We start from the raw sequence: 7,695 nt of genomic DNA on the forward strand, positions 1-7,695 counted from the left end.
TTGTTACCATAGAGTAAGAACCTCCAGCTAAATCCAGTTAGGTAATTGGTTGGCAAGTTGATGTCCCAAACTCCTACTGGGTAAAGGTCTGTTTGTCCGGTTTGGCCTTGTAAAAACCAAGCATTCCCCTTCCCTACCCCATTAACGTTATCTTTAGAAACGGCATCAGCTCCACTCATACCACTTTGTCTAAAGTGTGCATAATTAGCAGGTACGTTAAAAGCATAATCGTAAGGGTTCAAAATACATTCACCGAAGGCGTTGGCGTATTCTTGCGTATTTAGCGTGGTGTATTCCAACTCTGCCAATTGCTGAGCTTCTCCTGGTGTTTCCGAACCATAACGTCCAGCGGGTATATTGATCGTGGCAAAACCACCCGTTTTACCATTCCCACAATTTGAGCGTACAAAAGTTCCTTGTCGAACTATGGCAGTGTTTGGATAGGGACTTGAGCCTGGTACTATACTTGGATTTACTAAATAGGCTATATAGTCGGGATCACTCTCCACGTTGGGTTTGATGGTTAGGGGTTTAAATAGGCTTTTATCGTCGGCATAAACTTTGCGGATACGAGCTGGTCGCATTCGTCCCGTTCGACGTCCAAAGGAATCTAGTATATGCGTAAAGTCTAAACCTTCCCACGTGGTGGCTCTGGCAGGTACGGCCCCAATCGACGGAGCATCACTGTAATTTTGAATAGTTCGATCGTATGTAAAACTAAAGCTTCGAGAAATCAACTCGGTGTTGTCTTCAACATCAACCAAGGCATTAGTATTTTTACGTAAAGGAATATGACCTTTGTCCGTCACCAAATAAACCTGCTCCGACAACATTAGCTCATCAAGATACTTTAAATAGTCCTTGGCGCTTCGTTCAAACCAACCCGTCGAAATGACCAATTCACGTTGACCTTCGGTATTGATCACCACCATTTCCATCCAGTCTATACCCTGAACGGATTTATCGCGCTGAGCATAGGTTTGTGATACTTTTAATGTTTCGGTGGCTTTGCCTACTAATCGGATAGTATCAAAACCGCCCAAAGAGTTGGAAAACAAAATGGAACGCTCGTTTGCTCGGTAACGACTGTCTATTTGAAAAGTACGCACCTCTGTAAACCTTCTGTTCTGTTCGTCTGACAACCAAACATCATATTGATAAACGTCGTTGTCTAAACCCAAAGCTTTGCAACCTACTGGACACAACACTACCGAATTTTGAGTAACTACCTCCAGTTCTTTTGCTGTAAAAGTATTTGTTCCCGTCGGTTTATAGCTCTGAACTCGAAGACAAACTTTTGAGGGTTTAGGAGAAAAATTCATTAGAAAAGAAAGATACTCCTCTTGATCACGCCCTATGAGTTTATTATTTGGCTGCCATGTCAAAAACCGACGTTGCTCAAACTGGTACTTAGTCCAAAAAGTGTCGGCCCACATAGCAAAATCCTCATCGTTCAAACCAGCTTTAATACAGTACCGAGTTGCAAGCGTGGAATCAGTATTGACCAATGGTGTACCTCCAGTAACCAGCTCTCTGAGTTTGAAAGGTGTTGTTTGGGTAAATACTGAAGTAATTTTTTCTTGTTGCCAGTTAGGTTTTTGATAGCTCAGTAAGCCGTCAAGTTTACCGTTTCGGCGGTTGTATTCAAACATTGCTCCAGCAAAGGAGTTAGTATTTCCAAATACGGTTACGGGTGGTTCTTTCCCAATGCTTCGGTGTAGTGGTTCAAATACCAGGGATTGAGGAAAAGTCGGCACCTGTATTTCTAAACTATATGAAAGGTTGGCTCGTGAAGTCAAATCAGGATTAGCCGCATCAATGGTATGAAACAACCTGTTTCGGCTAAACTCCATCGGAATAAAGGCAATTGGTCGCCCTCCAATTTCAGTCAATAATGAATCTACCATTTGTAAAGTTGTTTTCTTTCCATTCGTTTCTGAAGCTTTATAAATTCTTTGCGGATGGTCTCTGCATTGGTTTCAGATTTAGCCACAGGAAAAGCTTTTTTCTGTGCATCCTCATAAACTATTTGTAGTTTAAGCCATGCGGTAGAATTTCTAAAGCGTAAGTTTATTAAATCCATGAGAAGGAAGTAAGCAAACACAAGTGGCATCGAAAAGCCTGTAATAGCGTAAAACAAAAGTTTTTTCATATCAGTAGAATAGTTGATTAGATTCTAAACCCAAACGGATTGTGAGTTCATAGCCCCACGCTGAGTCGAGTGTCACATACATTACCGGGTCCATACCAGAATCGTTTAAGTCAAACCAGCATGTTTTTTCCTCCAGATACTTGCGGTTGAGTTCTTGCAGAATATTTGTTGCCACGCTCTCACAAAAGTCAAAAGCCGAATCCTGACTTTCAAAATCGTTTAAATCTCCTTTAGCCAAAATGTATATTTTTAGCTCGTAATTGAGCATAATCAAGCCGTTGGTAGTATCTCTTACACGATAACGTGGACGCATCACAAAAACACCAGGGTAAACCGTTTGGCTCACACTGGCAGCACTAAATCTATCCATACGGTCACCATCGCTCATGGCCACGTATTCTATCCCGTTTTGTTGACAAATCGGCTTTAGGAAGTTCCAGAGTAGTTGAGTGGGTGTCATTCTGATTTTTGATTTTCTGCCTGTGTTTTCATGTCTTTGCGGTGTTCTTCCAGAAACAAAAACACATCGTGTATATTGGCTTGCTTCGTTTGATCAAGGTTTCCAAAGATTCCTTTTTCGGCTAATAGATGTTGATTTTTGATAAGTCCCTGCCCAGGGTAATCGTCCTCTCCTACACTTTCCACTCCTGTTTCCATTAAATCATATTGCTCGAATAGTTGCTTTACAGATCCAGCAAAATAGACCATAATCGCCACTTTAGTCCCTTCAGGTAGCAAGGCAGCTTTTTTGGACATTTCTTTTACAGCATGGGCATTGTACGGAATTCTATGATCACCGTTCCAATTGGGGTCCTGAGTATAATCCCCTTCTTTGCGTGGTCGGCAAATAGTAGCAATCAAATGATTGAGTCGTTCGTCTCCTTCGATTAACTGTTTTGTAAAGGCTAGTAAATGGATGTAGGCATCCGACAGCTCCCCAAAACTCATACTGGTCAAATTTTCCTCAAACAAAACCCATTCTTCAGTACCAACTTTCACAGTATCAAACGGCCTTGTAGTCATTTCTTCCGTCCACATCCAGCTCACCATCATGAGTAAATTGTGTAGAATTTCGGCGTTTTGTTTCCTGGTATTTTCGGGTAAATCTTTTCTAAAATAATGATAGCAAAAGCGTCCCCATGTTGTGTCGCTTATACCTAGTGTGAGTCGTAAAATTTGGTGATAAGTTTCTGGAGTAGCTTGTGAAACAAAAACCGACTCCAGTAATTTGGGCAAACGTTTTACTGATACCTCGCTCCAGTTTTCAGGAATGTAAAACTTTTCCTTCGACAACTCTATTTCTAACATAGCAATGTAGGAGCACCCAAAGGCGCTCCTTTTCAAGGTTTACTTTTCTTGTAATTTTGAATAGTCCACAGTCAGCTGAGCAATAAGCCCAGCAATTGCACCACTCACTACGACAATTTTACTTGCTAAAAAGTCCACGATACTTGGCAGCTCTACCCCTTGTTGTTTGGATTGAACCAAAGCCAAAGCAATGGCAGAGGCAACGATGGCCACGTTACGGATCGACTTAAATAGTTTTGGTGTAGGTGCTTGGATACGGTCTATTAATCCAAGTTCATCTTGTTTGTTCATTGGTATTTATTTTTGAGTTGTAAATACGCTGGAGTAACCTGATTAGTCATCAGCTGTACGTCGCCCCAACGTCTCCAAATAGGATGATGAACGCCATGTTTACGAGTGCCAGCCGTGGTATTGAATCCGATGGTCAAAATCTCATCGTCATCGTCAATATCAGGATCTATATTGGGTTGGGCCAATGCTTCTAAATGTGAACCATAAATCCAAATATAGTCCATCAGTTGAGCGTTGCCAGTCCATTTGCCACGGTTGTAGATTATAGTTCGTTTGTCGGTAAACCAACCACGAACGGCGGCAGGACTTTTGAGATTGTATTGTAACCCTAGCTCTTTAGCCATTGCGAACTGACCTGCTGCACAATAGGCCGCATGAGCTGACGAACGTGCCACTTTGTTATAATAACTTATTCGTGGGTGATCGTTGCTATTCGTCTTTTCTACCACGTAGACCTCTTTCCGGGCCATATCTAGCAATGCTTTTCTGACCTCACTTTCAGTCATCAACATCAATAGATTTTCCTTTTGGGGTTGGGTGTATTCAGCCCAGTGTGTGTAATAGCTACGGTTTTCGGTTTCGGATCTGATTACATTCTGACCGAATGAGACAAGCCCAAATAAAGTAATACCGCCGATAAGATAATAGATGTAAGTAAGCCTCTTTGCCATGCCGTTAAATCGTTATTGAACTCGTTTAGAAAATCTCTTTTAGACTTAATGATTGGAACTATGTAGATAAAAATCACTGGAGAAATTACGCCAATGATTCCAAGCATAATCAACAAATCCGTCCCGATGGTCATTTTCTCAAAAAAGAGTTTTTGAACTGAATCCAAATCGTGCGCACGCACCTGAGCAAATGGCTCGACCACGGCGTTGTGTGCAGCTATCTTTTTTTGGGTATCAAAAAAGCCTTGGACACAAACCCATAAGAGCAAACACAAACCGCCGATTTGTGCAAATGGTGTCCACCACGGGTGACGGCTTTGGGTATCGGTTTCGTTGGTTTCGACAGGCTCGGACGTCATGCTTTGAATACCTAACTCAGATTGTAATTTTCGAGCTTCAGCTTTTCGTTCTCTAGCAATGGCCATGTATGCCTCAGCCTGTTCGTTGTCTCGTTCGTGTGGCTTTTTGGCCAACTCCTCTTTTGCCCAGTTCTCATACATTTCGGCATTCTGAAAGAGTGAGTCAATTTTGGTAAGCTGTTCTTGTTTGGCTTTTTCTTGAGCCTTTTGCTCAGCTTCAATCAATGCCTGCTCCTCAGCCTCAAGCAAAGCTTTCTGTTCCTCCAGTGCTCTCTTTTTGTCTTCGATGGTCGAATGATGGTTCTGCGAATTGTTCACAACCTTTAGTGGTGGAACGGGTGTAGCATCCTTGGTCATTTTACTAAGTGTCATGGTGTAGAATGTTATAGAATAACATGAGGCTTGTCCGTAAAGTCCAAATCCTCACTAAGTGTATTGATTTGATTTTTTTGATAATACTCCGTAAATACGGTTGGTGATGACTCAGCATCCAAAAACTCACGAATATCCCCTAAAAACTTCTGACCATCATTCCACAGCGCCTGACGTTGTACGTTTTTCAGTTTAGCGTCGGCGGTTTCTTCTTCCCTGGTGCCGTCTTTATAACGAGCCTCTCGCATCCCGTTCATGTCTACAATCATGGGTAAATACGGGTACGCCTCATACATGGCCAGATACGCCAAAGCCCACTGAATCCCCTGTATTAACTCACTTTCTTGAGCTGTCAACGTTGCTGCCTCTTGCCACTTTTGCTTCAAACTCCTGAACAGCGTTGGGGTTAATAAGGGCTTGACATAGTTATTTTCGGCACGTTCTATATAAGTAGTAAGCACATCAAAGAAACGACTGTTACGCCCTACCAAGGTTAGCTTTTTACCCAACTCTGAAGCTGACCTCAAGAACAGTCGATTTCTAGTTTTATAGGCTTCGGAGTTTTTCCAAACTTCTGGAGCTTCCATTTCCAGCAACTCAAAAAAGTCCTCCAGTAATTTGTCCACCACTTGCAAATTGGCTTCCCTTGAGTCGACATACTCCCATTTGGTGATGGCTACAGTGTTTTGCGGTGAACTTTTCATTAAACCCAAATCCCCTACTTTCATTTTCAGGTGTGGAAAAGCCAAATCGTAACTTTGCCATGCTACTACCCCGACGGCTATTTCCTTCAGCTCAGTCAGGTTTGTATTGGGTTTGATCAACTCATTGTACAGCTCTACTCCTATTTGTTTGCGAAAATTACGGTTAGCAATTTTCGCAAATGGTTCAACGGTTTTCCAATTCAAACTTGCTTGAATCCCTCCAAGCTCAGCTTTTAAAACGGCTTCAGTGATCAACATTAGGACGCTTGATTTACGACGGCTTGAGCACCTGTCGGGTTGGTATCGAGAGTAGTAATTTGTACTTCCTTAAAGGCTGGAATAACATCACGGTAACCCATAGCTCGCAAAGCATACTGTATATCCTTTAAGACCAACATGCGTGGTACAGGTGTACGGAAATGCTGTTGATAGTCGGCCATGACTCTAATTTGTGAACCTGAGTCGTTTCCTTTACCAGGGCTTACCCCTGCCAAAGTTGGCAAAATACCCATAGCGTTGGCAATTGATTGGTTTGACATTTCCCAAACCTTAGAATAGGCATCGTCTGACATTTCGTTTTTGAGTGGCTGCACGTCTACGTTATCCAACATTTTGCCGTCAGCTCCACGTAGGTATTTTACAATCATAGATTTGTTGACGTTCTTTTGTCCAGCCATCCAACCCGACAAACGATCTGAGAAGTCAGCCCACTTTTTCGAACGGTCTTTTTCATCCAAAGATTTACCACCTTGAGCATCGAAGTAGTCCACAGGCATACGAATCAAGTATTTGATATTATAGCCGTTTTGGATACCCGATTTGTGAAACATAGGAATCAAGTTGGCCAGCTCAATCCACTCTTTGGCACACCACCACGTAGGATACGCATAAAAAGGATTACCAGGGATTTGCTCCTTTGCGTGGAGCATGGTGACTACCTGCTTTTTGTTATAACTATCGTCACGAAAATCAAAAGCCGGAATAATATCGCTATTGGATGTACTCGAAACAATCCGTTTACCTCCGAACTCATCGTTTACATGAAAATCAATGATTCGTCCATTGGTCGGTGAACCTATTCGAGTCATAAAACAATCGCTGATTTCTGGTCGATACCATTTGTTAGAGACACTCCAGATCATGCGTGTAAACTTGTTACCGCATTCTACAAATTGGTTCAAGCCAGAGGCCACAAACGATGGTAGATCAGTATCAAACTCCCAATCCTCAAGTCTTGAGTCTGTGTACGGCTGTAGGCTTTGCTTGGTCGTTTTGGGGTCTATCACTCTTTTGAAGAACCCCACCCCACTACCATATATCATATCCCGAATACTGACCAACTGTGCAGGTACCTGGTTGTTACCAACAATCATGCTTTTCATCATGTTGGGCATGTTGTCGGTGTGTCCCCATCGGATATGATCCGTTACTGCCGAACCGAATAGACTGTCATGATAGCCAAAAGCGGCATCCCTTGACGTCAATTGCAATACCGCCGAATTGAGTACAAATAGCGAATCCGATAGTTGTTGTACTTTCATAAAATTGTTAGGTGTAGAACTTCAGCTCAATTACACTGTATGGTCTATGAGCAGTCCGTTGTATTCAATCATGAGGTCAATTAGTATTTCAAAAGTCCTATCGGTATCGTGATCATAGAGGAGCAGAACGTGATTGATTTTAACATTGCCGTTGTATTTCCCTTTTCCGGGTAAATTTCGAATGCTCTTGGAGACGTTCGCTTTGTATCCTATTTCTCCGTCTACTTTACGATACTTGATAGAAAATTTGTGTACCTCATCGCCCCGTGTGTCTTGGTGAATTTCGGCAAACATCAC

General features: G+C 42.4%; 10 protein-coding genes. All 10 read right to left on the reverse strand.

All coding sequences use genetic code 11. From position 1 onward, the window contains the following. Window positions 1-1,907 (reverse strand): DUF5977 domain-containing protein (locus GVN22_RS26280; protein WP_166553985.1); only part of this gene is annotated, 1,907 nt, incomplete at its 3' end. Further along, entirely contained in the window at window positions 1,901-2,152 is a 252-nt protein-coding gene (locus GVN22_RS26285) for a hypothetical protein (protein WP_166553986.1), read from the reverse strand. The genes GVN22_RS26280 and GVN22_RS26285, both read right to left, overlap by 7 nt. A 1-nt stretch (window position 2,153) precedes the next feature. After that, window positions 2,154-2,612 carry a hypothetical protein gene (locus tag GVN22_RS26290; protein ID WP_166553987.1) on the reverse strand — a complete coding sequence of 153 codons (459 nt, stop codon included), beginning with the start codon at window positions 2,610-2,612 and terminating at the stop codon, window positions 2,154-2,156. After that, entirely contained in the window at window positions 2,609-3,460 is an 852-nt protein-coding gene (locus GVN22_RS26295; RefSeq protein WP_166553988.1) for a hypothetical protein, read from the reverse strand. The genes GVN22_RS26290 and GVN22_RS26295 overlap by 4 nt, the downstream gene beginning before the upstream one ends. 39 nt (window positions 3,461-3,499) lie before the next feature. Further along, a complete protein-coding gene (locus GVN22_RS26300) occupies window positions 3,500-3,751 on the reverse strand; it encodes a hypothetical protein (protein WP_166553989.1) in 252 nt (83 codons plus the stop codon). Next, window positions 3,748-4,422 (reverse strand): hypothetical protein, encoded by a 675-nt coding sequence (locus tag GVN22_RS26305; RefSeq protein ID WP_166553990.1) that lies wholly within the window; start codon window positions 4,420-4,422, stop codon window positions 3,748-3,750. The genes GVN22_RS26300 and GVN22_RS26305 overlap by 4 nt, the downstream gene beginning before the upstream one ends. Beyond that, entirely contained in the window at window positions 4,341-5,153 is an 813-nt protein-coding gene (locus GVN22_RS26310) for a hypothetical protein (protein WP_166553991.1), read from the reverse strand. Before GVN22_RS26310 ends, GVN22_RS26305 begins: the two co-directional genes overlap by 82 nt. 11 nt (window positions 5,154-5,164) lie before the next feature. Further along, window positions 5,165-6,115, reverse strand: coding sequence for a DUF6712 family protein (locus tag GVN22_RS26315; protein WP_166553992.1), 951 nt, complete (start codon window positions 6,113-6,115; stop codon window positions 5,165-5,167). After that, a complete protein-coding gene (locus GVN22_RS26320; protein WP_166553993.1) occupies window positions 6,115-7,398 on the reverse strand; it encodes a hypothetical protein in 1,284 nt (427 codons plus the stop codon). Before GVN22_RS26320 ends, GVN22_RS26315 begins: the two co-directional genes overlap by 1 nt. A 30-nt stretch (window positions 7,399-7,428) precedes the next feature. Continuing rightward, the coding region (locus GVN22_RS27790; RefSeq protein ID WP_205691047.1) for a hypothetical protein at window positions 7,429-7,695 on the reverse strand (267 nt) is incomplete at its 5' end.

The organism is Cellulophaga sp. BC115SP (genome assembly GCF_009905545.1).
Lineage (GTDB): Bacteria > Bacteroidota > Bacteroidia > Cytophagales > Spirosomataceae > Flectobacillus > Flectobacillus rivi.